This window comes from Micromonospora vulcania (assembly GCF_042658605.1).
Lineage (GTDB): Bacteria > Actinomycetota > Actinomycetes > Mycobacteriales > Micromonosporaceae > Micromonospora > Micromonospora vulcania.
The window spans coordinates 39327-65830 of sequence record NZ_JBHSQS010000019.1 but is presented as its reverse complement, the minus strand read 5'-3'; the positions used below and the strand labels follow the sequence as shown (position 1 = coordinate 65830).

The window sequence follows — 26504 nt, the reverse complement described above, 5'->3', positions numbered from 1 at the left end:
CGTTTTCAAAGTCTGACCCACCACACGGGGAAACCGCAACAATATGCGTCCCGCTCATTTCGGCGAGTCGCGATTCGATGCCGCGCAAAACCGTGAACGGGCGCCGAATCAGCGAAGATGGTCGGAGCGTCAATCGCCCAGCAGGCCGGCGTGCCCGGCGACGGCGGCGGCCTCCGCGCGGCTGGAAACCCGCAGCTTGCGCAGCAACGCGGCGGTCATCCGTTTCACTGTTCGTTCCGAGACGTGCAGTTCCTCGGCGATGTCGACGGTGTTGCGGCCGGCGGCGATGGCCCGCAGAAGTCGGCTCTCCTCGCCGTCCAGGTCGACCGGTGCCGCGCGGGTGGGACGCAGGAGGGCGCGGAGCAGTTCAGCCGGCAGCACCGCCCAGCCGTCGAGAATGGCCAGCAGCGGCGGCAGCAGCTCCTCCGGTTCGCTGGTCTTCGGCAGATAGCCCTCGGCGCCGGCCCGCAGCGCGTCCAGTGCGGGCCCCGGGTCGGCGGAACCGGACATCGCGACCACTCGTACCCGTGGGGTGGTCCGGCGGATGGCGGCCACGGCCCGGATGCCACCCGGCGGCGGCATGTGCAGGTCGACCAGCGCCAGATCGGGGTGGCAGCGGCTGATCATGGCGGCCGCCGCGGCGGCGTCCCCGGTCGACCCGACCACCTCGGCGCGACCATCGGTGGTCACCGGGAGCAGCAACTCCAGCCCGCGGACGAACAGCGGGTGGTCGTCGACGACCGCGAGTCTGATGGTGGGGGCGTCCGGCATGTCTGCGCCGTTCCCCAGCGGGTACCGATCATGCGGGTACGCACCGAACGAGGGGAGTCGGGTGGATGCGCGCACGGCACGGTTTGCGGGGCCTACTGCGAGGGTTGAGCCGTACCGAGTCCGGACGCGGTGCTCGACGTCCACCCGAGGCCGACTCCGAGTTGCTGCTGCGCGTGTTGTGCCACGAGTTCCGTACCCCGGTCAGCACCCTGACCTCGCTGACCCGGGCGCTGGCCGACGAGCGCCGGGAGTTGACCGGCGCCGACCGGCGGGCGATCACCGAACTGGCCCGCGACCAGGCCGTACACCTGCAGAGCCTGCTCCGCGACGCGGCGGCCGGCACCGGCGCGCTGGCATCGACCGCGCAGCCGGAGCCGACCGTGTCACTGGCGGCGATCATGCGGGAGGCGGCGGCGCTGGTGCCGGCCGGCCGGCGACGGGCCCGCGCCACCCGGCGGGCCGGCTCCTGCCCGGTGCCGGCCGGGCGGACCCGGCAGGTGCTGGTGAACCTGGTGGAGAACGCGTTGCGGCACGGGCCGACCGACGGCCAGGTCGGGTTGTACGCCGCGCTGCGCGGCTCCGACCTGAGCATTCTGGTCACCGACGAGGGCCGGGTGGACGACGCGCTGCTGGCCGCGATGCGCCGCACGACGCCGGCCGTCGGGATGTCCGGGCTCGGGCTGTGGATCGTGCGACAGCTCGTGGCGGCGGACGGGGGAGTGCTGCGGGTGCACCGGTTGCGACCGCGTGGTGTGGCGCTGGAGGTGCTGTTGCCGATGGCCGCCCCGGTGCTCTGACCCGACCGGGACACGGGTTGGCACGGCCGGGTCACTGTGGCGGGAAGCCTCCTGGACACCATCGTCGCGGTGTCGAGGAGGACAGATGTTCAGTCACGTCAAGGAGCTGCAGTTCGAGGCCAAACCGGACGGCCCGGACGCTGGCTTCGCCCGCCGGCTGCAGGAGGTGCTGGGCGGCAAGTTCGGCGAGATGACCGTCGCCAACCAGTACCTCTTCCAGGGCTGGAACTGTCGGCTGCCCGGCAAGTACAAGGATCTGCTGCTCGACGTCGGCACCGAGGAGATGGGCCACGTCGAGATGATCGTCACGATGATCACCCGGCTGCTGGAGAACGCGCCGCTGTCGTTGTCCGAGGCCATCGCGGACAACCCCGGGGGCGGGGCGATCTTCGCCGGGTCGAACCCGGCGCACTTCATCCACGGCGGGGGTGGGGCGCTGCCCGCCGACGCCAACGGGGTGCCCTGGAACGGCGCGTTCGTCACCGCCAGCGGCAACCTGCTGGCCGACTTCCAGCTCAATGTGGCCGCCGAGGCGCAGGGGCGGCTGCAGGTGTCCCGGCTGTTCAACATGACCGACGATCCCGGTGTGAAGCAGTTGCTGCGCTTCCTGCTGGCCCGCGACACCATGCACCAGAACATGTGGCTGGCGGCCATCGAGCAGCTCAAGGAGGACGGCCTGGAGGAGATGCCGGTGCCGGACGCCTTCCCCGACTCCACCGAGTTCACCGAGGAGTTCAGCTACACCTACCTGGGCTTCTCCTCGGGCACCGACGCCGCGCAGGGACGCTGGGCGTCCGGACCGACGCCAGATGGCAAGGGCGAGTTCCGCAACGGCGACAGCCCGCGCGCGAACGCGCCGGAGCCGGTGCTGGCCCCGGGAGACCCTCGGCTCTACGGAACGAACCCCGGTGTGGTCGGCGGCGTCGTGAACAAGGTCAAGAGCAAGGTCACCTGAGGGCGTCTCGTCGGGTCGCCCGTCCGTCGCGGGCGACCCGACGCCATCTGACCGTCCCGCCTCGTAGGAGGAACCATGTCCGTCGTCGTACCCACCCGGGAGAGCGGCCTGGTGTCGCTGTCGCGTACCCGGGTCAAGCTGGTGGTCTTCGCCGCGCTCACCGTCCTGGCCGCCGTGGTCGGACTGCCCGGCCGGATCGTGGTCGCCCTGGCGCTGATCAGCGTCGCGATCCCGCTCGCCGTGGCGGTGGCCGGCGGTGGCCGGATGGCCCGCGAACTGCTGCTGCCGGGACGCCGGCCGGGGCCGGAAAGTGGTCTGGGTCACAGATCGGAACAAGGGGAACGCTTTGTTACTTGAGTCAGACACGCTCAAGACAACGCGATAGTAGGTGTTCGATGGCAACTCTTCCGGTACTTCCCCTGACCGACGCCGTGCTGCTGCCCGGCATGGTCATCCCGGTGACCCTCGACCCGACCACGCAGGCCGCCATCGACGCGGCCCGCGCGACCGGCGACCGCACGTTGCTCGCCGTACCCCGCATCGACGGTGAGTACGGCCCGGTCGGCGTCGTCGCCACCATCGAGAAGGTCGGCCGGCTCCCCGATGGTGAGCCCGCCGCCGTCATCCGTGGCCTGTCCCGGGCGCGGATCGGCTCCGGCGTGCCCGGCCCCGGCGCCGCGCTCTGGGTCGAGGCGACCGAACTCGACGAATCCGCTCCCGCCGGCCGGGCCCGCGAACTCGCTCGCGAGTACCGCGCCCTGACCACCTCCGTGCTCCAGCAGCGCGGCGCCTGGCAGGTCATCGACGCCATGGAGCGGATGACCGACCTGTCCGAGCTGGCCGACTCGGCCGGCTACGCGCCCTGGCTGACCCTGGAGCAGAAGACCGAGCTGCTGGCCGCGCCGGACGTCACCGCCCGGCTGGAGCTGCTGGTCGGCTGGGTGAAGGAACACCTGGCCGAGCAGGAGGTCACCGAGCAGATCAACACCGACGTCCGCGAGGGGCTGGAGAAGTCCCAGCGGGAGTTCCTGCTGCGCCAGCAGCTCGCCGCGATCCGCAAGGAGCTGGGCGAGGACGAGCCGGACGGCTCGGCCGACTACCGCTCCCGGGTCGAGGGCGCCGACCTGCCGGACAAGGTCCGCGAGGCGGCACTGCGCGAGGTCGGCAAGCTGGAGCGGGCCAGCGACGCCTCCCCGGAGGCCGGCTGGATCCGTACCTGGCTGGACACCGTGCTGGAAATGCCGTGGGGTACGCGTACCCAGGACAACACCGACCTGGCCGCGGCGCGTGCGGTGCTCGACGCCGACCACGCCGGCCTGGCCGACGTGAAGGACCGCATCCTGGAATACCTCGCCGTGCGCAACCGGCGTGCCGAGCGCAACCTCGGTGTGGTCGGCGGGCGCGGCTCCGGCGCGGTGCTCGCCCTCGCCGGTCCTCCCGGCGTCGGCAAGACCAGCCTCGGCGAGTCCGTCGCCCGGGCGCTCGGGCGCAACTTCGTCCGGGTGTCGCTCGGCGGCGTCCGCGACGAGGCCGAGGTCCGTGGTCACCGCCGCACGTACGTCGGCGCGCTGCCCGGCCGGATCGTCCGCGCGCTGCGCGAGGCCGGCTCGATGAACCCGGTCGTGCTCCTCGACGAGGTGGACAAGCTGGCCGCCGGTTACGCCGGCGACCCGGCCGCCGCCCTGCTGGAGGTGCTCGACCCGGCCCAGAACCACACCTTCCGGGACCACTACCTGGAGGTCGACCTGGACCTGTCCGACGTGCTCTTCCTGGCCACCGCGAACGTGGTGGAGACCATCCCCGGCCCGCTGCTGGACCGGATGGAGCTGGTCACCCTGGACGGGTACACCGAGGACGAGAAGGTCGCCATCGCCCGCGACCACCTGCTGCCCCGGCAGCGCGAGCGGGCCGGGCTGACCGCCGACGAGGTGGGCGTCGCCGACGAGGCGCTGGCGCTGATCGCGGGGGAGTACACCCGCGAGGCCGGTGTCCGGCAGCTCGAGCGTGCCCTGGCCAAGATCCTGCGCAAGGTGGCGGTGGCGCTGGCGACCGATCCCACGCCGGTACGCGTCGACACCGACAACCTGACCGGCTACCTGGGCCGGCCGAAGTTCACCCCGGAGTCGGCCGAGCGCACCGCGGTGCCCGGCGTGGCCACCGGCCTCGCCGTCACCGGTGCCGGCGGTGACGTGCTCTTCATCGAGGCGACCAGCATGGAGGGCGAGCCGGGGCTGACCCTGACCGGCCAGCTCGGTGACGTGATGAAGGAGTCGGCGCACATCGCCCTCTCCTACCTGCGCTCCAACGGGCGCCGGCTCGGCATCGACCCGAACGCCCTGGCCGGCCGCCGCATCCACCTGCACGTCCCGGCGGGTGCGGTACCCAAGGACGGCCCGAGCGCGGGCATCACCATGGTGACCGCCCTGGCCTCGCTGGTCACCGGCCGCCCGGTCCGACCGGAGTTCGGAATGACCGGTGAGGTGACGCTCTCCGGACGGGTGCTGCCCATCGGCGGGGTGAAGCAGAAGCTGCTCGCCGCGCACCGGGCCGGCCTCACCGAGGTCATCATCCCGGCGCGCAACGAGCCGGACCTGGACGACCTGCCGGCCGAGGTGCGCGAGGCGCTGACCGTGCACACCCTGGCCGACGTGGCGGACGTGCTCGCCCTGGCGCTGCGCCCGGCCGAGGTCCAGGCGCTGGACGGGCCGGCGCTCTTCGTGGCCTGACGCATCCACCCCGACGAACCCCTGCCGTCCTCGGACGGTGGGGGTTCGTCGCTATGCGTGCCGGTTACCGAACCGTACTGTCGTGCTTGAAGAGTCAACTACCTCTCCGCCGCGAGGCGGTCCCCCTGGAGGAAACCCCCGTGAACGTGGTGCTCTGGATCATCCAGATCTTCTTGGCCGGCATCTTCGGTCTCATCGGCGTACAGAAGCTGACGCAGCCCAAGGAGAAGCTGCGCGAACGGATGGGTTGGGTGGACCCGGTCCCGCTCTCCCAGGTCAAGGCGCTCGGCGCCGTCGAACTGCTGGCCGCCTTCGGGCTCGTCCTGCCGCCGCTGACCGGCATCGCCACCGTGCTCACCCCGTTGGCCGCGGTCGGGCTGGTCATCGTGATGATCGGCGGCATCCTCGTGCACGTACGCCGGGCCAAGACGGAGACCGTGGCGGAGCGCCGCAAGCTTGAGATCCAGGGCGGGATCACCTGCGTGGTGCTGCTCGTCCTCGCCGCGGTGGTGGCGTGGGGCCGGTTCGGCCCGTACTCCTTCTGATCCGTGCGCCGGCGACCGTCGTACCCCGGCGGTCGCCGGCGGCGCGCTCAGCGCCCGTCGCCGCCGCGATCCCGGCGTACGGTGGCCTTGCGGCCCTTGATGGTGCTGCCGCGCAACCCGGCGATCACCTCGTCGGCCACCCCCTGCGGCACCTCCACCAGGGAGAACCGGTCCGCGATCTCGATCGAGCCGATGTCCCGTCCGCTGATCCCGGTCTCGCCGGTGATCGCGCCGACCAGATCCTGCGGGCGTACCCCCGCGCGCCGACCCAGGCCGACGAAGATCTGGACGCCGTTGCCGCCCGAGCGCGGCCGGCCACCACCGCGCCGGTCGCCGCCCCGGCCGCCGGACTCCGGCCGGCCCTCACGCGGGCTGCGTACCGGCGCCTGCGGGATCTCCTGCTCGTCGTCCGAGCCCGGCGAGGTCACCTCGTGCGCCAGCTTCACGGCGGCGAGGGCGACCTCCATCAGGTCGAACTCGTCGGTCAGCGTCTCCACGATCACCCGGTACGGGTCGAGGTCGTCCTCCAGCAGACTCTCGCGCAACGCCGCCTGGGTCAGCTCCAACCGGCGGGTACGCATGTCCGCCACGGTGGGGATCTTGTCGATGGTGATCCGCTGGCCGGTCACCCGCTCGATGGTCTTGAGCATCCGGTGCTCGCGCGGCTCGGCGAGGGTGATCGCCACGCCCTCGCGCCCGGCCCGGCCCACCCGACCGATCCGGTGCACGTACGACTCGGGCGCCGACGGCACGTCGTAGTTGACCACGTGGGTGAGCTGCTCGACGTCCAGCCCTCGGGCCGCCACGTCGGTGGCCACCAGCAGGTCGGCCGTGCCGGCCCGCAACCGGCTCATCACCCGGTCCCGCTGTTCCTGGCTCATTCCGCCGTGCAGCGCCTCGGACCGGTAGCCCCGGCCGTTCATCGTCTCGGTCAGCCGGTCCACCTCCTCGCGGCTACGGCAGAACACGATCGCCGCGGTGGGTGACTCCACGTCCAGCACCCGGCCCAGCGCGGCCGGTTTGTGCGCCCGCGTCACGATGTAGGCGCTCTGCCGTACCCGGGGCGCCTCACCGGCCACCGGCTGCTCCCGGCCGATCTCGATGCGGACCGGCTGGCGCAGGTGCTGGCGGGCCATCCCGTCGATCCGCGACGGCATCGTCGCCGAGAAGAGCACCGTCTGGCGCTGCTCCGGAGCGTGCTCCAGGATCGCCTCGATGTCCTCGGCGAAGCCCATGTCGAGCATCTCGTCGGCCTCGTCCAGCACCACCGTGGCAAGGCCACCCAGCCGCAGGGTGCCCCGGGCGATGTGGTCCAGCGCCCGACCCGGGGTGGCCACCACCACGTCGACCCCGGTGTCCAGAGCCCGCAGCTGCCGCCCGATCGGCTGCCCGCCGTAGATCGGCAGCACCCGCGCGCCCAGGTCCTTGCCGTACCGGTGGAACGCCTCGGAGACCTGCACCGCCAGCTCCCGGGTCGGCACCAGCACCAACGCCACCGGGTCCCCACCCTCGCGGTGCGCCGGCATCCGGTGCAGCAGCGGCAGGGCGAACGCCGCCGTCTTGCCGGTGCCGGTGGCCGCCTGACCCAGCAGGTCCCGACCGTCCAGCAGCGGAGGGATCGCCTCGCGCTGGATGGGGGTCGGCTCCTCGTAGCCGAGGGCGGCCAGCGCGCCCAGCAGCTCGGCGCGCAGCCCGAGCTCCGTGAAGGCGTTCGCCTCGTCGGAGCCGTCGGGGGTGGTCTCGGTCGGTGCGTCGTGCTGTGCAGGTGCGGAACTCATGCGCCAAGCCTTTCATCATGCCGTCGCAGCCGCTGAGGCGACCGGCACAACAGCGCCGCGCGCCTCGTTCTGCAAACGGCGCAAGATCCGCGCGCCTTCGGTGCGCGCCCCGCCGATGATCCGCACAACAACAGCGAAATAGTGGCCTCCGGCACCGCGTGAGGCCACTATTTCGCTGCTCTAGTGCGGATCTTGGGCGGCGCGGGGGGCGGCGTGCGGGGCGGCGCGCGGGGGGCGGCGCGGGCCAGCGCGGGCGGCTCGGGGCTGCGCGGGGCGGCCCCGCGCGAGGCGGGTTGGTGGGACCGTCAGGCGTCGGTGGTGAGGATCGCGAGGATCATGGCGCCGGCGAGCGCGGCGTCCAGGACTCCGCACCACTCGGCGTACCCGCGGGGGACCACCCGGCCGGTGCGGTGGTGGACCACGTCCCAGCCGGCGTGCGCCAGCCAACCGAACGCCACCAGCCACGCCGCCGTTCGCCCGCCGGCCATGATCGCGATCAGCGCGAGGGCGACCCAGGCGGCCAGGCCGACCAGCTGGGTGGCGAGCACGCCCGGTCCACGCAGCGTGCGGCGGGCCACGCCGATCAGCAGGTACCCGCCGGGCAGCACCAGCAACGTCCACGGGCTGAGCACGCCCGGGTCGACCCACATGTCCACGGTCATCAGCAGCGCCAGCCCGGTCGGCCAGCGGCGGGCCAGCGCCACCACGGCCGGGTGCCGGCGTACCGGTGCTGGCGACTCGTGTCGGTGGCGCACCGCCACCAGCACCATCGCCGGCACCATCAGCAGGTGCCCGCCGATCATCAGCGCGTCGCCGTCCAACAGGCCGGCCCAGAACGGCGCGAGCAGCAGCAGGAACGGGACGTACATCGCGGCTGCCATCTCGACGACCCCGCCCCAGTGGTGTGCCCGGTAGCGCATCCACACCGTCATGCCGATGGTCATGTTGGTGGCCATCACCAGCGCGGCCACCGCCGGGTGTTCCAGCTGGTCGGCGAGCCCCAGCACGGTGCCCGCCACGTCCCACAACGGGCCGAGCAGCAGCATCCCGACGACCATCGCGAGCGCCATCTCGCCGAGGTGCCGCAGCAGTTGCCGCGTACCCCCGGTTGTCGTCGTGTTCGTCGGCAGTTCGGCGGGCAGCGACCCGGTCGACGGTACGTGGCTGTCACCGTTCGTCAATGTCGTCATGTGTCCACCCTGGCGGCGTTCCGGCGCGACGGGCAGGCTCGTCCGTCACCGGATAACCGTGCGGTCCGCACGGTCCAACCGTGACAATCCGCAGGGGTGGACCGGACGACCGGCGGTCCTAGGATCGGTGCGTGGCGAGCGAGGCGGTGACTGCCCGGGCGGACCGCCGACTGCACCGGGCCCGGCAGGGAACGCTGCTGTCGCTGGTCACCGGCGTCTGGGCGAGCGTGCTACTGCCCGCGGTCGGCCTGACCCACGAGCCGGACCCGAGGCGCGTCGCGCTCGGCGCCGTCGGCATCCTCGCCTTCGTGGCCACCCAGACCGCCGTGCTGTACGCGGCCGTCACGCCGTGGCTCGACCAGCGCTGGCGGCGCCGCGCACAGCTCAGCCTCGCCGGGGCGGCGGTCCTGACCATCCCGCTGGTGGGGCCGCTCGCGGCCGGTACCTGGCCGACCTGGGCCTGGTTGGGCGCCTCGCTGATCGGCATGGCGCCACTGCTGGTCCGCCTTCCGGCCGCGCTGGCGGTGGCGGCCGGCACCCTGCTGGTGTCGGCGGGGGTGGCCTGGTGGACCGGCGGCTCGCTCGGGCGCCACCTGGCCGTGACCGGAGGGGTCGGGGTGGGCGTCGCGGCGGTCAACGGGTTCCAGGTGTGGTTCTGGGACCTGCTGTTGGAGGCCCGGCAGGGACAGGCCGCCCGCGCTCGGCTGGCCGCCGCCGAGGAGCGGCTGCGCTTCGCCCGGGACGTGCACGACGTGCTGGGGCACAGCCTCACCGTGATCGCGTTGAAGGCCGAACTCGCCGCCCGCCTCGCGCCGGTCGATCCCGAACGGGCCGGCCGGGAGGCCACCGAGGTGCAGCGGCTCGCCTCGTCCGCGCTGGACGAGGTCCGCGCGACCGTACACGGCTACCGTGCCGTCGACCTCGGCGAACAGTTGACGGCCGTGGCGGGCGTACTGCGCTCCTGCGGGGTGCGCTGCACGGTCGTACCGCCGCCGGTCGACCAGCCGCAGCCCGCCGCCGCCGAGCTGGCGGCGGTGCTGCGCGAGGCGGGAACGAACATACTGCGGCACAGCCGGGCCGGCTGGTGCCGGATCACCATCGACCGGGAGGACGACGTGGCCAGGATGACGGTGGTCAACGACGGCGCCGACGACCGGGGTGCCGACCCGCACAGCCACGGCCTGCGTGGGCTCGCCGACCGGCTCACCGCCGTCGGGGGCGCATTGCGGGTACGCCGAGAGGACACCGTGTTCACCCTGGAAGCCACCGTGCCGGTGCCGTCGTGATCCGCGTCCTGCTCGCCGACGACGAGGACCTCGTCCGGGTCGCGGTCGCCGCGCTGCTCGCTCTGGAGCCGGACATCGAGGTGGTGGCCCAGGCCGGCGACGGCCCGGCGGCGGTCACCGCGACGCTGGCGCACCGGCCGGACGTGGCCGTGGTGGACCTGGAGATGCCGGGCCTGGACGGGATCGCGGTCGCCGCCGAGCTGACCCGGGCCCGACCCGAGTGCGCGGTGGTCGTTCTCACCGGGCACGGCAGACCGGGCCACCTCCGGCAGGCGTTGACCGCCGGCGCGCGGGGGTTCCTGCCCAAGGGCTCGCCGGGCGGCGCGCTCGCCGACGTGATCCGCCGGGTGCACGCCGGTGGCCGGTACGTCGATCCGTCGCTGGCCGCCGACGCGCTGACCCTGCCGGCGTGCCCGCTGACTCCCCGCGAACTGGAGACGTTGCGGCTGGCCGAGTTCGGTGCCCCGGTCGCGGTGATCGCCCGCCGGGTGCACCTGTCCACCGGGACGGTACGCAACCACCTCTCCGCCGCCGTGCAGAAGCTCGGCGCGGCCGACCGGGCCGAAGCGGTACGCACCGCCCGGGACAACGGCTGGCTCTGACGCGGGCCCGGGCAGCGGCTGTGCCGTGGGCGTCGGCGGACTCTCCTGCTGCTGGCCCACCTGTCCAGCCGTCGTCGGGCACCGATGTCAGTCGCGGACCGGCACCGAACGCCCTTCGTCCACGGTGTACGTGCCTGCGGAGATCGTGCCGAGGCTCGTGGGCTTGAGGGTCAGCGAGACGACACCGCCGGGCAGTACGCGCATGCTCTCGTCGACGGGTGCGAACATCGCGGGCGTCGATCCGTCCAGGAACAGGCGCTTGCCCGTGCCGACGATGACCGGGTACTGGAGCAGCCGATAGACATCGACGAGCCCTGCCTGGTGCAGGGTCTGCACGAGTTTCCAGCTCCCGTGCACCTGGAGTTCCTCGCCGGGAAGCTCCTTGAGACGGCGTACCTCGTCGGCCAGGTCGCCGCGGAGAACCGTCGTCGGGCTCCAGTCGGCTTCATCGTCGGTCAGCGTGGAGCTGACGACATACTTGCGCAGCGTGTTGAGCTTGGTGGCGATCAGGTTGTCAGGTTCGGTGACCTTCGGCCAGTACCCGCCGAGCAGGCCGAAGCTGGTGCGGCCGAAGAGGAACGCGTCGGCCTGACGGAACCAGCTTTCGACGACCTCGTTGGTGTGCGTCGAGGCGTGCGGAACGAGCCACCCGCCACGGTCGAAGCCGCCGGAGCGGTCCTCGTCGGGGGTTCCGGGTCCCTGCATGACGCCGTCGAGACTGACGAAGATGTTGACGCTGAGCAGCACGGTTCTCCTTGGAACTCGGGTCGCGAACGGCCGGCCAGGGTTGGCTGGCAGACGGACGCTAGCTGCCGGGCCCAGCGTGGGTCTTGTACAGGAACGACATCGCGGCACGGCGGCCCGTCTGCAGTTCGCGTGCGGTGCACCCGACGTAGCGACGCAGCGCGTGCCCGAGGTGGGCCTGGTCGAAGTACCCCAACGTCTCGACGACCGTGCGCCAGTCGAGGCCGTCGCGCAGCATCGTGGCTGCGGCGTTCGCGCGGTCGATCTGCCGTACGGCGGTTGGCGACAGTCCAATGACCGCTCGGTAGCGACGCTGCAGGGTTCGCCCGGTCGGGCTGGCCTCGCGATGCTCGGCGACCTGTTCCTCGTCCCTCAGATGCGATCGCACCACCAGACCCGCGACCTGCAACCGCCGGACGAAGTGCTCGACGTTCTCGAACGTCGGCGCCTCCCAGTCCTCGCCGCCGATGACGATCCTGCCCGATTCCGTCACGGGAAGCGGCACGGACCCATCGACGATCGAGGCCGCAGGATGCGGCCGAAAAACCGCGCCGAATGCGAACCGGACCCCGAGGAACTCGGTGCCCGGCGGGACCGGCGCCGTGGTCGCCCTGGTCTCCGGCCCGCGCAGGCTGGCGAGTAGGCGTCCCTGCGCCCGCGAGAGGATCAGATGCGTGCAGGTGCGTGCCGCGGACGTCATCGTCTCCTGCGCATCGGAGCGGGTGCACCACACGCGGTCGACGAGGCTCACGCCGAGCTCGGTGTCGCGATGCTCGAACCGCAAGGCCATGGCCTTCTCTCAGAGCCGCCGGACGCGCAGCACGCAGGTCAGCATCGGGAGGGTGAAATCGCCGTCCGCAGTCTCCGGCCTGCTCGCCAGAAATGCGCGGATCCGGCCGAGCGTGGCCTCCCGTTCCTGCTCCGGCATGACCAGCATCCCCGCCCTCGTGGCAAGTGTCGCAACGAGAGAGTCGGCGGTGCGGCGCTGCCCGTGCGGAAACTCGACCTGCTCCGGCGAGCCGAATCGGGCGACCACGCCAGTCTTTGGCAGGTGCGCGCTGGCCGTCTCAACACGCCAACTTGTGGGCGTGTCACGCGGGCCGATGGCCGCGCTTCCGCTGACCCGCGCCAGCCCGGCGACCCAATCGACCCGGTCGTCCAGGACGTTCCACAGGCCGGCCAGGATGCCGCCGGGTGCCAGGACCCGGGCGATCTCCGGCCCGGCGACGGCCATGTCGAACCAGTGCATGGCGTTGCCGGCGAGCACGGCATCGACGGACGCGTCCGGCAGCGGTATCGCCTCGGCGCTACCGGACAGCGCACGGACGTTCGGCAGGGTGCGGCGTAGCTCGGTCAGCATCGCCCGGTCCGGTTCGACCGCGGTGACGTCGGCGCCCGCCGCAACCAGGCCGGCGGTGAGCTTGCCGGTTCCGGCACCGAGGTCGAGGATCCGCGTGCCGGGCGCGGGATCGAGCGCCCACCGCACCGCGGCCTGCGCGTAGTCCGGGCGATGCTCGGCGTACGCGGTCGCCGCCGCGCCGAACGACGATGCGTGCAGGTGCCGTTCGTCCTGTCCCACGCCAGCAGCCTACCGGCGCCGACTGGCGGACCGACCGGCACAGTCGGGCTCGCGGACCGGCGGTAGAGCACGGCACCTTTCCCGCTAGCGTGAGCTGCGTGCGTACGGTGGAATTGGTCTGCTCGGCCGGGTTGGACGTTGCCGTCCGGTCGGTCTGGGGCCGGCTGGCCGCGGCCGGGTTGCCGAGTCTGGCCCGCAACACCCATCCGACCAACCGGCCGCACCTCACCCTCGCGGCGGTGGACGAGTTTCCTCCCGGGGCCGAGCAGCGCCTGACCGAGCTGTTCGACGCCGCGCTGCCGGTGCCGGTCACGCTCGAGCGCGTGGTCGTCCTGGACGGCAGTGCCCCGTTGGTCTGGCTGGTGCGACCCGCCCCGGCGCTGGCCGCGCTGCACGCCGCCGCCTGGGACATCCTCGCCGACGCCGACGGCCAGCGCCCATGGCACGCGCCGGGGGCGTGGGTGCCGCACCTGAGCCTGGCGCTGCGGTTCCGCAACGCGGACCTGCGGCTGGCTCGTGCGGTCTCCGGTGGGCAGCGGCCGACCGGCGAGTTCGTCGCGGCGCGGAGCTACGACGGTACCGACCGGACGGTGACCCAGCTCGGATAGCCGATCGCTGGCTGGGTCACCATCGCGGCCTACGAGAACACCCGTGGTTGCCCATCGCCGATGGCCGCTGTCCGCGCCTGACTGCGTGATCGGGGCATCGACTGGATGCCCTTCGAGCCGAGCGCGATCTCCTGTGGCCTGGCCTGCGGTATCGGCCCCGGACGGCCATTGGCACGGCTGGGTCGGCCGACCCCACCGGGCTGGTGGCATGCCGCCGCCGAGCGCAACGCTCGCTAGGCTTCCGCCATGCGGATCGTCGACGGTGCCGGGGTGTGGACGCAGCCGCCGGCCGGGGTGGCCAACGACTGGGTGGAGCACCTGCGGGTACCGGACCTGTCAGTGGGTACGTACTGCATACCGGCCGGTGGTCTCGACGACCAGCGCCCGCACACCGAGGACGAGATCTATGTGGTCACCGCGGGGCGGGCCCGGATCGTGACGCCAGACGGCACGGCCGAGGTTGGCCCCGGCTCAGTGATCTTCGTTCCGGCGGGTGAGGAGCACCGGTTCGACGAGGTGACCGAGGATCTCTCGCTGCTGGTGGTGTTCGCGCCGGCGTACGGCTCGCGCTCGGCGGTTCGGCCCACGGGATCCGACAGAGGGTAGCGGCAACGGCGATCACCCCCGGTCGGACGGCACCGCGACGCCTCAGCGGCAGAAAATATCACCGGGGGCGGCGAAGATCGGGTTTCGGTAGCGGGACCGGAGGTCGGCGCCGGCCGCGGGTCGCGCCGCTGGCCGGGGTGATGATGATGCGATGGGCACTGTGATCGAGGGCCGGGGGATGGCCGAGTTGGCTGCCCTGCTGGCCGACGGCACCCGGGCCGGCATCTGCCTCGCGCTACTCGACGACCGTGCCTGGACGGCAGGGGAGTTGGCCCGCCGGGCCGGGGTCGCCCCGTCGACGGCCAGCGACCACCTCACCCGGCTGGTCCGGGGCGGGCTGCTCGTCGAGGAACGGCAGGGCCGGCACCGCTACCTGCGCCTGGCCGGGCCGTCGGTGGCCCAGCTCATCGAGGACCTGGCCGGCCACGTGCCGGCTCAACCCGCGCCGGCCGGGTCGCTGCGCGCGGCTAGCGCCAGCGCCGCTTTGGCGTACGCGCGGACCTGCTACGACCACCTGGCCGGGCGACTGGGCGTGCTGTTGTACGACGCGCTGGTGGCGGACGGGCGGCTCGACCGGACCAGCGGGTTGGCGCTGACCCCCGACGGGTGGGCGTGGGCGGCAGAGCTGGGCGTTCCGGTGGACGTGCTGCGTACCGCCCGGCGACCGGTCGTCCGCGACTGCCTGGACTGGACTGAGCGCCGCCCGCACCTGGCCGGGTCACTCGGCGCGGCGCTCTGCCGTCGCTTCGCCGAGCTGGGCTGGACCACCCCGGGCACCGGCCGGGCGGTCCGCCTCACCCCGACCGGCCGGTCCGCCCTCGCCGCCACCCTGGCGATCCAGGAGGACGCCCTCGCACCCACCCCGCCCGCGCTCTCCACCAGCGGCCGAGCCTGACCCACCGAACGCACCGCGTAGCGCGGCGGCGCCGGTTGGTGGCGGCGGGCGCAACACGGGGTTGCGGCGGCGCGCGGTTTGGTGGCGGCGGTCGCAACATCCTGGATCGAGTGGCATCCCAGCATCGTCGAGGCCACTACATCCAGGATCGAGTGCGATCTTGGCGTCCGGGTGTGCGGGCTTGCGGGGGCGGGCACCCCGGGACAGTTCGGTGGGGGCCGAAGGGTGGGCGACCTACGGTCGGGCGGTGACTCTTTCCTGGCCTGTCATCGACCCCGCTGTGGGTACGCCGGCGTGCGGGGCGCCCACCTTCGCGTCCGACCGAGGGTGGTGGGTGACGCGGCACGCTGACGTGCGGGCGGCGCTGACCGATCCGGCCTTTCAGGTGCCGGCCGTCGACATTGGACCGCCCGGCAGCCTGGCCTGGCTGCGCGGCACGGTGAGTCGGTTCAGCCCGCACGCGCGGCACGCCGAGCGTCGGGCGATCGGGGTGCGGGCGCTGGCCGCCCTGGACCCGGACGAGCTGCGGCACGAGACGGCCCACCTGACCGCCACGGCCCTGGACGGTGCCGCCGACGGCCTCGACGTGATGCGCGAACTGGCGAGGCCGGTGCCGCTGCGGGTGCTGGCCGGGCGGCTCGGCTTCGCCGATCCGGTAGCCGCCGGAACGGTGGTGCGGGTCGTCGCCGCGGCGTACCACCCGGGGGTTGATCCGGGTCTGGTGCGGCGGGCCGACCGGGCGGTGGCGGCGCTGCTGGCGCTCGCGCCGCCGGGTCCGCCGGAGGTACGGGCGAACCTGATCGGTCTGCTGGTCCAGGCGTGTGACGCGACCGCCGGCCTGATCGGCGCCGCCGCCCACCGCCTGCTGCCGCCGGGTGGTGAACCGCCGGGCCGGGCGGCGACCGTCGACCTGCTGGCCGAGGTCCTGCGGCTCGACCCGCCGGTGCGGGCCACCCGCCGGGTCACCACCACGGGGGTACGACTGGGTGGGCGCGACCTGCCGCCGGGTAGCCCGGTGCTGCTCCGGTTCGACGCGGCCAACCGCGACCCGCTCGTCTTCGCTGAGCCGGACGAGTTCCGGCCGGGCCGGGGCGGTGGACTGTTGACCTTCGGCGCGGGGGAGCGGGGTTGTCCTGGCGACCGGCACGCCCTCGCCCTTGCCGCCGGGGTGCTCGACGTGCTGCGCCAGCGCTGTCGGCGTACCCGATCCGACCTGCGCCATGACCCGCACCCGACGCTGCGCGTTCCGACGAACCTGGAGGTGACCGTCCGATGAGCGACCGCCGTGCGGCGTTCCGCGCCCTGCACCACGCCGCCCGTCCCCTGCTGCTGCCCAACGCCTGGGACCACGCCTCGGCGGCGGCGCTCGCCGCGCGCGGGCATCCGGCGGTCGGCACCACCAGCCTGGGGGTCGCCGCTGCCGCCGGCCGACCCGACGGCGAGGCTGCCACCGCCTGGGAGACCCTGGCCCTGGCCGGCCGGCTCGCCCAACTGCCGGTGCTGCTCACCGTCGACGTGGAGGCCGGGTTCAGCGACGACCCGGCGGCGGTCGCCGGGTACGTGGCGGAGCTGGCCGGGCTCGGCGCGGTCGGCATCAACCTGGAGGACGGACGCGCCGACGGCACCCTCGCCCACATCGACGCGACCGCCGACAAGATCGCGGCGGTGAAGGCGGCGGTGCCGGACCTGTTCGTCAACGCTCGCACCGACACCTGGTGGCTCGGCGTGGCCGATCCGCTGCCGCAGACCCTGGCGCGTGCGCGGGCCTACCGGGCCGCCGGCGCCGACGGGATCTTCGTGCCCGGCCTCGCCGAGCCGGCGACGCTGCGCCTGCTCACCGAGCGGATCGACGCGCCGCTCAACGCCCTGTACCAGCCGGGCGGGCCGGGGCTGAACGAGCTGGGTCGAGCCGGGGTGGCCCGGGTCAGCACCGGCTCGCTGTTGTTCCGGGCCGCGCTGGCCGCGGCGGTCGCCAGCGCCGACGCGGTACGCGCCGAGGAGTTCACCGCGCCACCGACGCTGCCCTCGTACGCCGAGGTGCAGCGCCTGGTGACGGCGGCCCGTCCGCTCCCTTCGGGGTGAATAGGAGGATTGTTCGGTCCATCCCAGGTCCTGCTGATTACGGTGTGTTTCAGGGCGAGCCAGCCAATGCCGTGACCGGAGAGAGGACCCCGTCATGCGAGTGCCCAGCCGTAGCCCGGGACAGCAGCCGACCTCGCCCACCGCTCCGGCTCGCCGCCGGCCCTCCGGCACCGGCCCTCGCCGCCTCCCCGCCGCCGCGCCGGATCTGGCCGCCTACCGGACGGCCGTCGCCGAACTGCTGGTCGAGGTCGGTGCCCTGGCCGACGCGGCCAGCACCCGGGCACGGCAGGTGCTCATCGACGAGCGGCTGCGCGAGCCCGCGCTCGCCGCGGTGCTCGACGCCACCCCGCAGGGGCTGATCGGCGCGCGCGAGACGCTGCTGCTGGAGATCGCGCGCTACCAACCGAACGAGCGCACCTCGGCGCGGGACCTCACGGCACTGGTCCGGATCTATCTGCTCTCGCGCATCGACGTGCTGTGGTGGCAGGACGCTCCGACCTTCCTCACCGACGAGCAGGTCAACGGCAGCGCCGACCTGGTCGACCTGGAGTGGCTGCGCCGCCGCGACCTGCTGCGCTTTCGTTATCAGGAGCAGCCCGCCACGATGCTGGGCCGAGCCGCGCGCGGGCTGCGCCGCCGACTGCGGCCGGACTCCACCCCGCACACCGCCGGGGTGCTGTTCCGTCGGGCCCGCCGCGAGGTGGTCGCGCTGCTCAACGAGATCGGTCGGGAGTTCGCCGCGGCCGCGCCGCCGGCCACCCCGCCGCTCTGGGTGACCAGCCTGGTCCGCAGCGCCGAGCACCAGTACCGGCTGCGCCGCCTGGGGTACGCGGCGATGCTGCCCAGCGGGCACTGCCTCGGCTACTCGTTGGACGTCGAGCTGGCCTGGTACGAGCGATTCGGCGCGCGGGAGACCCTCGCCGGGCTGCTGCTGGCCCGGCAGGAGGCCGGCGAACTCAACGTGATCGACGAGGGGCAGGCCTGGCACCTCTGTCTCGCGCCCGCCGCCCGGCGTCGGTTGCGCCAGGCGTACGAGGCCGAGATGGGGATCTGAGCCGATGTGCGGCATCGCGTTGAGCATCGGCCCCGAGGCCGACCCGGCGACCTTCCGGCGGATGCTGGCCGTCCTGGCCTCCCGGGGTGAGGTCACCGAGACCCGATCCGAGAGGGGGCTGCTCGCCGGCACCCGGCGGCTGCGCGTCCTCGACCGGGACCGGGCGGTGCAGCCGTGGACCTCGGCCGACGAGCGCTGGGTGCTCTGCTTCAACGGCGAGATCTTCAACCATCGGGAGCTGCGCGCACAGCTCGGTCGGCTCGGGCAGGTGTTCCGTACCGACAGCGACACCGAGGTGCTGCTCGCCGCGTTCCAGCACTGGGGCGACGAGGCGGTCAACCGGCTGCGCGGCGAGTACGCCTTCGCGGTCGTCGAGCGCGCCACCGGTCGGACGTACCTGGCCCGCGACCCGCTCGGAGTCAAGCCGCTCTACTGGTCCCGCCGGCCCGGCTGCCTGCACCTCGCCTCCGAGGTCAAGGCGCTGGTCGGGCACGGAGCCCCGATCAACGAGGTGCCGCCGGGGCACCACGGCTGGGCCGAGCCCGACGGTCACCTGCGGCTGCGCCCGTACGTCGACCTGCTCACCCTCGGCGAGGGGCTGCCGATCATCGACGACCCGGACGAGGCCGCCCTGCTCGTCCGTGCCGCGTTGTCCGACGCCATCCGGATGCGGGTGGACACCGACCTCACCGTCGGGGTGGTGCTCTCCGGCGGGCTGGACAGCTCGCTCACCCTGCGGCAGGTACGGGACCTGCACCCGGACTGCGTCGCGGTGACCGTCGGAGTGCCGGACAGCCCCGACGTCGCGTACGCCCGGCGGCTCGCCGCCGACCTCGACGTGCCGCACGTGGTCATCGAGCTGCGCCCGCGCGACATCCGGCTCGCCGACGTGCGCGAGGCGATCCGGATCTCCGAGCTGACCGAGTACGGCGACATCATCAACGCGGTGGTGTCGGTGCCGATCTTCCGGCGGCTGCGCGATCTGGGCGTCAAGGTGGTGCTCACCGGCGACGGCTCGGACGAGTTGTTCGGTGGGTACCCGATGTACCGCGAGGTCGGCCCGGCCGCGTCCCGTCGACTGTTCCTGCACCGCATCCGCAACCTGTGCCGTACCGAGTTGCAGCGGGTCGACCGGGCCGCCATGGGCCACGGGGTGGAGGCCCGGGTGCCGTTCCTCGACCTCAGCGTGGTGGAGCTGGCGATGCGGCTGCCGCTGGAGCTGAAGCTGCGCGACGGGCAGGAAAAGTGGATCGTCCGGCGGGCGTTCGCCGACGTGCTGCCGGACTACATCCTGCGTCGGCCGAAGCATCCGATGTCGTACTCCACCGGGTTGCACGAGCGGGTCCGGCTGTACAAGCCGCTCTTCGCCCGGCTGCACCGTTCGTTCGGCTACGACCTGCTGGAACCGGTCCGCCGCGACTTCGACACCCTGCTGACCCGGTGCGGCAACGACCTGGACCGGGCCATCGCCGACGGGCAGACCCGGCCGGACTACACGGTCCTGGAGCACGCCCGCGATCTGGTCGGCGCGGCGAAGTGGAACGCCGCGCCGATGGTCCGTCGACTGGTCGGCCCGCGACCACCCCGCCGGTCGACGGTCGGCTGACCGGCAGTCGGGTTCCGGACATCCACTGCGCACACGGCGGTTTCCCACCGCACGGATAGTGCCTCTGAACTGCGGAAACTGGTAGAACCGAATAGAGATCCGTCGCTCAATACGTGAGAGCCACTACGTGAGGGACGGTCCGATTTCCGCCAGTCGCCCTGCGGCTCGGGGGCATCAGGCGCGTGGCCGCCGTGGACAAGAACGGTCGCCTGCCTCATTCCTCCTCCCGGGGTGGTCCACGTCCCCCGGAGAGGGAGAAATCATTCATGTCCCCAGTGCTCCGTGCCCGTCCACGGGCCATTACGGCATGCGCCGCCATCCTGGCGCTGCTCGTCAGTCTGCTCGTCGCCCCCACGGCGGCCTCGGCCCGCGCCCCGAGTCATACCCCCATACCCGCCTCGGCGCCGATGACAGCGCCGGCCATCACCACGGAGCCGATCGCCGCGGCGGTGGCCGCCCCGGCGCGGGCACCGGCCGCCCCTGCCGCGCCCACCGCGTCCTGGCGTGCCGGCACGGCGACGGTGAACTGGAAGGCGCCGGCTGACCATGGCGCCGCCCTCACCGGCTACGTGGTCACGCCGTACCTGAACGGCAAGAAGGCGAAGGCGGTGACCTTCGACGCGTCGAAGACCACCCAGAAGATCTCCGGCCTGACCGCCAAGGGGAAGTACACCTTCACGGTCGCGGCGAAGAACTCGGTGGGCACCGGCCCGGCCAGCAAGCCCTCCACAGCTGCCAAGATCATGGCGCTGCCCGGCGCGCCGACCATCATCGCGGTCACCGCCGACACCGCAACCGCGCTGCTGAGCTGGACCCCCGGCCCCAACGGCGGGTCACCCATCACCGGCTACATCGTCACTCCCTGGACCAACGGCGTGCGTCAGCCCGCCCAGTCCTTCGGAGCGGCCACCACCAACACGGTCACCGGGCTGATTCCGACCACCCCCTACCGGTTCACGGTCGCGGCCCGCACCGTCCAGGGCGTCGGCCCCGAATCCGCACTGTCCGACCAGGTGATCGCGAACGTGTCGCCGACCCTGCTGTTCGACCACCCGACCGAGGCGACCGTCGGGATCGCCTACGTCGCGACCCTGAACATCACCCACGGTGTACCGCCCTTCACCTGGTCCGTTGCCTCGGGCACGCTCCCGCCGGGGATGCTGCTCAACCCGCAGACCAACGGCATCTCGGGCGTACCGACCACCCCCGGGGAGTACCCCGTGGTGATCCGGGTCATCGACGCGAACGGCCAGACCGGGACCCGGCTGATCGTGCTGGTGGTCAACCGGGCGCCCACGCTGACCTTCCCGCCGCCGCCGCTGGGCGAGGTCGACGCGCCCTACGCCGACCAGCTCAACGTGGTCGGCGGCAGCGCGCCGTTCACCTGGGGGCTGGCCTCCGGGGCTCTGCCGCCCGGGTTGACACTCGATGCGGCGACCGGCCTGTTGTCCGGCCGGCCGACCCAGGTCGGCGCGTTCCCGTCGACGGTCCGGGTGACCGATGCCAACGGGCTGAGTGCCACCAAAGCGATTCGGATCCTGATCCAGGCCGAGAGCGTGGCCGTGCTGACGGCGTCGACGAACGCCACCGTCTTCGGTACGGCGGTGCACTTCGAGGTGTTCGTCGGCCCGGGTGTCGCCGAGGGCAGCGTCACTCTCATCGACGAGTTGCCCAACGGAGTGGAGACGCCGCTCGGCACCTTCCCGCTGGTTCTCAACGTGGCCTCCTTCGACGTTCAGGTCCCGGCGTTCGGGCACAACCAGTTCCGGGCGCAGTACGACGGGACCGGGCCGTTGGGCGAGGCGGTGTCCAACGAGGTCGAGATCGAGGTCTCGGCGACGGCCCGCCAGGTGGTCATCGACCAGTTCGCGCAGTCCGGCATCAGCGGGCTCAGCGACCAGTTCGTCTCGCTCGTCAACTCGACCGCGATCAACCTGCCGATCGCTGGCTTCAAGGTCGAGGCTCCCGGCGGGGTGACCGTCACCATCCCGGGCAGCGCCCGGCCGCTGGCTCCCCGACGGGGCTTCCTGATCGCAGCCAGCAACTACTCGCTGTTCAACATCCAGGCCGACCTCATCGTCCCCAGCCTCGGCCAGGGCGGGTTGCGGCTGGTCGCCCCGGACGCGGCGGGCACGGTAACGGACCGGGCGGGTTCGACGCCGGGCTTCTCCGAAGGCCCACCACTGCCGGCCTTCAACGCGCCGCCCTTCGTTCCGCACTCCTGGAACCGGCTCAGGGTCGGCGGCAACCTTCAGGACACCGCCGACAACCTGGCGGACTTCCGGCTGGTCGCCACCGTGCTGGGCCCGATCAACGGGGTCCCGTCCACGCTCGGCAGCCCGTCCCCACAGAACACCCTCGGCACCTACCAGCAGAACGCCTCCGTGCAGTCGACGTTGTTCGATCCGAACCTGGCTGTGTCGGTCGCTCCCAACCGGGTCCGCACCGCGGGCAACCCGGGCAGCCTGGTGATCCGACGGACCCTGACCAACCGGTCCAATGCTGCGATCACGCAGGCCAGGATCCGGATCACGTCACTCAGCGCGGAGAACGGAGCCCCGTACCCCGGTGGGCCGTCGCCCGCGGTGCACTCCAACCTGAGGTTGGTCAACCCGGCCAACGCGACCACGTCGATCACCATCAGCGACGGCCGGACGTTGCTGGTCCGGAACCTGTCCATGGACTCGCCGGCAACCAACCCGCCAGGTGGCGGACTGGGCACCACCCTGTCGATCCCGCTCGACCTGGGTGGTCTCGCGCCGGGCGCGTCGGTGCACATCGCGTTGACCTTCGCGGTGGACACGACCGGGCCGTTCTGGGTGGCGTACGACGTCGACGCGATCGGCGGCGGCACCGTCCCGACCGTGGCGGCGTCGGCCAAGGGCACCCAGGCGACCAAGCAGCGCGCGGCGGACGCCAAGCGCCTGGCTGAGTCGCGCAAGTTGAGCGTCGAAAGCGGCACCCTGCGCTGAGCGGGAGCCACGATCGGCGGTGTGGGTGGCGCGTCACGACGAGCGCCACCCACACCGTGCTCGCGTCGCCGGTCGTTGAGAGACGAGTGAACGGGGAAGCGATGGGGACAGGCGGACGGTCCGTCTACGGACTGTGGGTGTACGGGCTGGACGAGGTCGCGGAGCTATCTACAGCGGGTGGATCGCGGCCCGGTCAGCCGGTGGTACTCGTCCGACAGGTCACCGACCAGCCGCCACCGCCGCCGGTGCCGCTGGACAACTGGCGGGGCACCCGGGTCCTCGCCGACGGGCGGACCCTCGCCGTGGACCGGCTCCGCGGCACCGCCACCTTCTATGGCCCTCCGCTCACGCCGGACGTGCTGGCCCACCCGTACCTCGCGCCGGTGGCGACCACCGTCAACCGGTGGGCCGGGCGCGAGACGTTCCACAGTGGCGCGTTCGTGCTCGACGGTCGGGCCTGGGCGGTGCTCGGGCCGCGTACCGCCGGCAAGAGCAGCCTGCTCGCGGCCCTGGCGGCCCGGGGTGTGCCGGTGCTCGCCGACGACATCTTGGTCGTCGACGGCAGCGACGCGTTCGCCGGCCCTCGCTGCGTCGACCTGCGGCAAGCCGTGCCGGGGGTGGCGCTGCCCACCCGACCGGTCCGGGGCGGTGAACGGCTGCGCGTCGCGTTGCCGCCGATCGCGTCCCGCGTCCCGTTGGGCGGGTGGCTCTTCCTGTGCTGGGGTGGCGCGCTCGCCCTGACCCGGCTGCCTGGCACCACTCTGCTGGCCCGGCTCGCCGGCCTGCGGTCGTTCGGCGAGCTGCCTTCCGACCCGGCGGCGCTGCTGTCGATCGCGGCCCTGCCGGCCTGGGAGCTGAGCCGGCCGCGCGACTGGGCCGCCCTCGACGACACCCACCGGCTGCTCGCCGAGACCATCGCCACCGGCCAGGTCGTGGGAGCACCCCGGTGACCGCCCTGCCGGAGGCGGTCCGCTGTCTGAGCCTCGACACGGCCGCCGCGAGCGTCAGCGCGGCGTTGGCCGAACGCGGCGTGGAGGCCATCCTGCTCAAGGGCGCCGGGTTGGCCCGTCGGCTGGGCCAGGAGCGGCACCGGGTCTACACCGACATCGACCTGCTGGTCGCGCCCGCGTCGTTCGACCTCGCGGAGCGGACGCTGGTCGACCTCGGCTGCCACAGCGCACTCCCGGAGGGCCGCCCGGACCACCGGTCGCACTGGTACGAACGGCCGTGGCGACTGCCCGGCCCACTGCCGCTCACCGTCGACCTGCACCGGGGTTTTCACGGCGTGACCGACCCCGAGGCACTGTGGATCGTGCTGTCCACCTCGACGGAACGGATGGCGCTGGCCGGCGGCACGGTCGCCGTACCGGACGAGGCGGGGACCGCCCTGTTGGTGGCGCTGCACGCCGCCGCGCCGGGCCTGTCCGACCGGCCGCGTACCGATTTGCTGCGGGCGTTGGAGGTCGTCCCCGCCGACACCTGGCGGACGGCGGCCGACCTCGCCGCGCGGGTCGGCGCGACCCCGTCGTTCGCGCTGGGCCTGCGCCTGGCACCGGCCGGCGCGGCCCTTGCCGTGACGCTGGGCCTGCCCGGGCGCAGCACGGCCGCGCTGTGGTTGCGGGCCCACCGGGCGTCGCCCGCCGCCCTGGCGATGGCCCAGCTCGCCGAGCTGCCGACGCTGCGCGACCGGCTGCGGCACCTCGGCCCGCGACTGGTCCCGACGGCGGCGTCGATGCGGCACTCCAGCCCACTGGCCCGGCGTGGCCCCGCCGGGCTGGTGCTGGCCCATCTGGCCCGGCTCGCCCGCAACGCCGGGCGGCTGCCGGCCGTGCTGGCCGAATTGCGCGCCGCCCAACGGGGCGACCGTGGCTGAGCCACGAGCGTTGCCGGGCGTCCTGGTCCGGTTGGTCCGCCGAGGCGGGCTACCAGGGGTACGGACCGCGCTGTGGACCCTCCGCGCGGTGTGGTCGGTCCGTCGTCAGCTCACCCGACATGACCTGGCGTCCGTCCGGCTGCCGGCCCCGCCACCGGGCACGGACGCACACCGCTCGGTGGTGCTGGGCGTGCTGCGTCGGACCGAGGCCAGTTGCCTGCAACGCTCGCTCGTGCTGCAACGCTGGTACGCCGGTCAGCGCATCCGCCGCACCGTGGTGATCGGGGTGACCGCGCCCAGCGCCGGCTTCCACGCCCACGCCTGGCTGGACGGGGAGACCGACGCCGAGCGGGAGGAGATGGTGGAGATCCTGCGCCACCCGACGCCCGAGCACTGGATGGCGGGGACGGTTCAGGGCCGCTGAAGCAGCAGCCCGTGCCCGCGCAGGTCGGCCAGGAAGGCGGCCACGTCGGCGCGGGCCCGTTCCCGGTCCACGGCGGTGGCAGCCACCAGTGTGCTGACCAGTTCGGTGTCGGTGGCACCGTGCACCAGCCGTTGCCAGAGCAGCGCGCCGGAGTTCGCCAGTCCGAAGTAGACCGAGTTGCCGGTGTCCAGTACGACCACCTCGTCGCCGGCCATCCGCCAGGCCACCCGGTCCGGGTCGACCCGGTGCACGATCTCCTGCTGCGTCATGATGTGACCTCCACGTCGGTGGAACTGCGCGCCGGGTCCGTCGGCCCGGCAGGGTTGGCGGCCAACCAGAGCTGTTGCACCAGGCTGGCCGTACCGCCGGGGATCGGCCAGCGGGTCCAGAGCTGACGCAACGCGTCCACGTCCACCAGTTCCGGGTCGGCGCCGGTGCCGTCCCACGAGCGGACGAACTCGCGGGTCGGCGCTCGGAAGAACACCTCGAGGAACCGGGCCTTACGGCGCGGCGCGGTGATCTCCGCCGGCAGGGTGTCCCGGACGATGGCGGCGAGCAGGTCGTCCCGGCCGATGCCGCGACGATCGCCGTACCGCGACGACAGTGCGGCCAGGAATCCCTCGTCGAGCAGCGGATGAATTGCCACGGCCCGGTGCTCGGCGGCCAGCGTCGACAGTGCCGAGCAGGTCGTCCGCAGGTCCCGACGCCCGGTGTGCCAGGCGATCCGGTGCCCGAGCCGGCGCGGTTCGGCGCGCTGCTCCGCCCGGTGCGCCCGGTGCACCTCGCGGGCCACCGTCGGACGCAGCCACGGAAACATCTCCGCCGGCCCCTGCCGGGTACGCGCGGTGTGCCGCAGCCACCACAGTCGGGCGCGCAGCGAGGTGGCCGGCGGGCGACGCCAGCCGGCCAGGATCTGGTCGCCACCACCACCGGTGAGCAGCGAACCGCCGGTGGCCAGCTCGGCCAGGGGCAGGTGCAGGTGCAGGTTCACCGGATGCACCACTCCGTACCGGTGCAGCAGGCGACGGGCCACCGGCCCGATGAGATCCAGGTCGTCGTCGGCGCGCAGGATCTGCCACGACCCGCCGACCCGCAGCGCCCGTATGACCCGCTCCTGCCAGTCCGACTCGTCGGCGCGGGGAGCACCGACGAACCGCCAGGTGACCGGGACCGGGTCAGGAAACCCCTCCCGACGGGCCGCCCGTACGGCCACCGCCAGGACCAGCGACGAGTCCAACCCGCCGGAGAAGCTGACCACGCACGGTGGCCGGGACAGGGCGGGCAGCACCGCGGCGTCGAGCGCGTCGAGCGGATCCGGTACACCGGTCGGTGCGAATCGACTCGGTGGCGGGTCGACACCCAGCACGGTTCCGGTGGCGATGTCGAACGAGGTCGGACGAAGCACGGTCAC

The 26504-nt window shown here is 72.9% G+C and carries 26 protein-coding genes; 18 read left to right on the top strand and 8 right to left on the bottom strand.

From position 1 onward, the window contains the following. Positions 1-129 precede the first annotated feature (129 nt). Complete coding sequence (locus ACFQGL_RS25270; protein WP_377514917.1) at positions 130-771, bottom strand: response regulator; 642 nt, start codon at positions 769-771, stop codon at positions 130-132. Between the two features lie 65 nt (positions 772-836). On the opposite strand from ACFQGL_RS25270, the gene ACFQGL_RS25265 reads away from it, so the two are divergent. From ACFQGL_RS25265 to ACFQGL_RS25245, 5 genes are all read left to right on the top strand, one after another. Then, a complete protein-coding gene (locus tag ACFQGL_RS25265) occupies positions 837-1568 on the top strand; it encodes a sensor histidine kinase (protein WP_377514916.1) in 732 nt (243 codons plus the stop codon). A gap of 85 nt (positions 1569-1653) precedes the next feature. Next, positions 1654-2523, top strand: coding sequence for a manganese catalase (locus ACFQGL_RS25260; RefSeq protein WP_377514915.1), 870 nt, complete (start codon positions 1654-1656; stop codon positions 2521-2523). 75 nt (positions 2524-2598) lie between these two features. Then, positions 2599-2880 (top strand): hypothetical protein, encoded by a 282-nt coding sequence (locus tag ACFQGL_RS25255; RefSeq protein ID WP_377514914.1) that lies wholly within the window; start codon positions 2599-2601, stop codon positions 2878-2880. A 38-nt stretch (positions 2881-2918) separates the two neighbouring features. Beyond that, a complete protein-coding gene (gene lon / locus ACFQGL_RS25250) occupies positions 2919-5249 on the top strand; it encodes an endopeptidase La (protein WP_377514913.1) in 2331 nt (776 codons plus the stop codon). A 140-nt stretch (positions 5250-5389) separates the two neighbouring features. Then, positions 5390-5794, top strand: a complete 405-nt coding sequence (locus ACFQGL_RS25245) for a DoxX family protein (RefSeq protein ID WP_377514912.1) — start codon at positions 5390-5392, stop codon at positions 5792-5794. A 47-nt stretch (positions 5795-5841) separates the two neighbouring features. On the opposite strand, the gene ACFQGL_RS25240 is transcribed toward ACFQGL_RS25245, so the two are convergent. Both ACFQGL_RS25240 and ACFQGL_RS25235 read right to left on the bottom strand, forming a co-directional pair. Beyond that, entirely contained in the window at positions 5842-7572 is a 1731-nt protein-coding gene (locus ACFQGL_RS25240; RefSeq protein ID WP_377514911.1) for a DEAD/DEAH box helicase, read from the bottom strand. Between the two features lie 305 nt (positions 7573-7877). Continuing rightward, positions 7878-8762: a hypothetical protein gene (locus ACFQGL_RS25235; RefSeq protein WP_377514909.1), complete on the bottom strand. Its 885-nt coding sequence runs from the start codon at positions 8760-8762 to the stop codon at positions 7878-7880. A 131-nt stretch (positions 8763-8893) separates the two neighbouring features. Here ACFQGL_RS25235 and ACFQGL_RS25230 point away from each other — a divergent pair, with 131 nt between their 5' ends. Further along, on the top strand, positions 8894-10048 hold the full coding sequence (locus ACFQGL_RS25230; RefSeq protein ID WP_377514908.1) for a sensor histidine kinase: 1155 nt from the start codon (positions 8894-8896) through the stop codon (positions 10046-10048). Beyond that, entirely contained in the window at positions 10045-10650 is a 606-nt protein-coding gene (locus ACFQGL_RS25225; protein ID WP_377514906.1) for a response regulator transcription factor, read from the top strand. Before ACFQGL_RS25230 ends, ACFQGL_RS25225 begins: the two co-directional genes overlap by 4 nt. 87 nt (positions 10651-10737) lie before the next feature. Here the strand turns inward: ACFQGL_RS25225 and ACFQGL_RS25220 are convergent, their stop codons facing one another. Genes ACFQGL_RS25220 through ACFQGL_RS25210 form a run of 3 tightly spaced genes read right to left on the bottom strand, consistent with a single transcriptional unit; the run spans position 10738 to position 12973 of the window. Next, entirely contained in the window at positions 10738-11397 is a 660-nt protein-coding gene (locus ACFQGL_RS25220; RefSeq protein WP_377514905.1) for a dihydrofolate reductase family protein, read from the bottom strand. Between the two features lie 58 nt (positions 11398-11455). Continuing rightward, entirely contained in the window at positions 11456-12184 is a 729-nt protein-coding gene (locus ACFQGL_RS25215; protein WP_377514904.1) for a helix-turn-helix domain-containing protein, read from the bottom strand. 9 nt (positions 12185-12193) lie between these two features. Next, positions 12194-12973, bottom strand: coding sequence for a class I SAM-dependent methyltransferase (locus tag ACFQGL_RS25210; protein WP_377514902.1), 780 nt, complete (start codon positions 12971-12973; stop codon positions 12194-12196). Between the two features lie 98 nt (positions 12974-13071). On the opposite strand from ACFQGL_RS25210, the gene ACFQGL_RS25205 reads away from it, so the two are divergent. From ACFQGL_RS25205 to ACFQGL_RS25155, 11 genes are all read left to right on the top strand, one after another. Beyond that, entirely contained in the window at positions 13072-13581 is a 510-nt protein-coding gene (locus tag ACFQGL_RS25205) for a 2'-5' RNA ligase family protein (protein ID WP_377514901.1), read from the top strand. Positions 13582-13827: 246 nt separating this feature from the next. Then, positions 13828-14187, top strand: coding sequence for a cupin domain-containing protein (locus ACFQGL_RS25200; protein WP_377514900.1), 360 nt, complete (start codon positions 13828-13830; stop codon positions 14185-14187). 151 nt (positions 14188-14338) lie between these two features. Next, positions 14339-15082: an ArsR/SmtB family transcription factor gene (locus ACFQGL_RS25195; RefSeq protein WP_377514899.1), complete on the top strand. Its 744-nt coding sequence runs from the start codon at positions 14339-14341 to the stop codon at positions 15080-15082. A gap of 334 nt (positions 15083-15416) precedes the next feature. Next, on the top strand, positions 15417-16358 hold the full coding sequence (locus ACFQGL_RS25190) for a cytochrome P450 (RefSeq protein ID WP_377514898.1): 942 nt from the start codon (positions 15417-15419) through the stop codon (positions 16356-16358). Continuing rightward, on the top strand, positions 16355-17164 hold the full coding sequence (locus ACFQGL_RS25185) for an isocitrate lyase/PEP mutase family protein (RefSeq protein WP_377514897.1): 810 nt from the start codon (positions 16355-16357) through the stop codon (positions 17162-17164). The genes ACFQGL_RS25190 and ACFQGL_RS25185 overlap by 4 nt, the downstream gene beginning before the upstream one ends. A gap of 94 nt (positions 17165-17258) precedes the next feature. Then, positions 17259-18218 carry a DUF5715 family protein gene (locus ACFQGL_RS25180; RefSeq protein WP_377514896.1) on the top strand — a complete coding sequence of 320 codons (960 nt, stop codon included), beginning with the start codon at positions 17259-17261 and terminating at the stop codon, positions 18216-18218. A 4-nt stretch (positions 18219-18222) separates the two neighbouring features. Then, a complete protein-coding gene (locus ACFQGL_RS25175; RefSeq protein WP_377514894.1) occupies positions 18223-19824 on the top strand; it encodes an asparagine synthetase B family protein in 1602 nt (533 codons plus the stop codon). A gap of 407 nt (positions 19825-20231) precedes the next feature. Continuing rightward, positions 20232-22796 carry a fibronectin type III domain-containing protein gene (locus ACFQGL_RS25170; RefSeq protein ID WP_377514893.1) on the top strand — a complete coding sequence of 855 codons (2565 nt, stop codon included), beginning with the start codon at positions 20232-20234 and terminating at the stop codon, positions 22794-22796. A gap of 200 nt (positions 22797-22996) precedes the next feature. Next, positions 22997-23746 carry a hypothetical protein gene (locus tag ACFQGL_RS25165; protein ID WP_377514892.1) on the top strand — a complete coding sequence of 250 codons (750 nt, stop codon included), beginning with the start codon at positions 22997-22999 and terminating at the stop codon, positions 23744-23746. Then, positions 23743-24669, top strand: a complete 927-nt coding sequence (locus ACFQGL_RS25160) for a nucleotidyltransferase family protein (RefSeq protein ID WP_377514891.1) — start codon at positions 23743-23745, stop codon at positions 24667-24669. The genes ACFQGL_RS25165 and ACFQGL_RS25160 overlap by 4 nt, the downstream gene beginning before the upstream one ends. Beyond that, on the top strand, positions 24662-25093 hold the full coding sequence (locus ACFQGL_RS25155) for a lasso peptide biosynthesis B2 protein (protein WP_377514890.1): 432 nt from the start codon (positions 24662-24664) through the stop codon (positions 25091-25093). Before ACFQGL_RS25160 ends, ACFQGL_RS25155 begins: the two co-directional genes overlap by 8 nt. Here the strand turns inward: ACFQGL_RS25155 and ACFQGL_RS25150 are convergent. Next, the gene (locus ACFQGL_RS25150) at positions 25081-25362 is read right to left on the bottom strand and encodes a PqqD family protein (protein ID WP_377514889.1); all 282 of its coding nucleotides are present in this window, start codon (positions 25360-25362) and stop codon (positions 25081-25083) included. The genes ACFQGL_RS25155 and ACFQGL_RS25150 overlap by 13 nt on opposite strands. After that, a complete protein-coding gene (locus tag ACFQGL_RS25145) occupies positions 25359-26504 on the bottom strand; it encodes an asparagine synthase-related protein (protein WP_377514888.1) in 1146 nt (381 codons plus the stop codon). The genes ACFQGL_RS25150 and ACFQGL_RS25145 overlap by 4 nt, the downstream gene beginning before the upstream one ends.